At 73.4% G+C, this 578-nt stretch carries 1 protein-coding gene and 1 pseudogene; one reads left to right on the top strand and one right to left on the bottom strand.

Annotation, left to right across the window (positions count from 1 at the left end; all coding sequences use genetic code 11):
• The coding region (locus ADK55_RS18635; RefSeq protein ID WP_053680195.1) for a GNAT family N-acetyltransferase at positions 1 to 341 on the top strand (341 nt) is incomplete at its 5' end.
• A gap of 38 nt (positions 342 to 379) precedes the next feature.
• Here the strand turns inward: ADK55_RS18635 and ADK55_RS18630 are convergent.
• Positions 380 to 578, bottom strand: a pseudogene (locus tag ADK55_RS18630) (hypothetical protein); the annotation flags it as partial.

Genomic DNA, 578 nt, shown 5'->3' with positions numbered 1-578 from the left:
CCTACTGGGCGCTCGGCCGCAGCCGCGAGAAGCAGGACGCGGCCATCGCGGGGTCGCTCAACTTCGGTCTGTACGACAGCGCCTCGGACGCGCAGCTCGGTTACGCCCGCGTCGTCACCGACCGGGCCACCTTCGGCTGGCTGTGCGACGTCTACATCGCCCCGGACGCCCGGGGCAAGGGCCTGGGCACCGCCCTGGCCGCCGCGGTCCGGGACCACCTGGAGCCGTACGGCCTGCGGCGGATCCTGCTGGCCACGGCCGACGCGCACGCGGTCTACGCGAAGGTCGGCTTCGCCCCCCTGGGCCACCCGGGGAAGTGGATGGCGCTCGGCAGCCAGTGAACTCCGCGGTCGGACGTTCGGGGGCAGGAGCTCGGCAGTCAGTGAACAGGGCCCGAGCGGCTCTGCGGGTCCTGGGGCTCCCGCCGGGGCGTGTGGTCACGCAGCTGCCATCGCCGCCGGGCCCACTGGCCGATCAGCGGCAGCGACATGACCACGGTGAGTATCCAGGCGGCCGCGAAGGACCAGATCAGCGGCTGTGCCACGGTGATGGCGGCCGCGATGAGGAGGGCCACGGTC

Origin of the sequence: Streptomyces sp. WM4235, assembly GCF_001279725.1 — a bacterium.
Classification (GTDB): Bacteria; Actinomycetota; Actinomycetes; order Streptomycetales; family Streptomycetaceae; genus Streptomyces.
The sequence above is the reverse complement of the archived record's forward strand: the minus strand, read 5'-3'. Positions and strand labels throughout refer to the sequence as shown.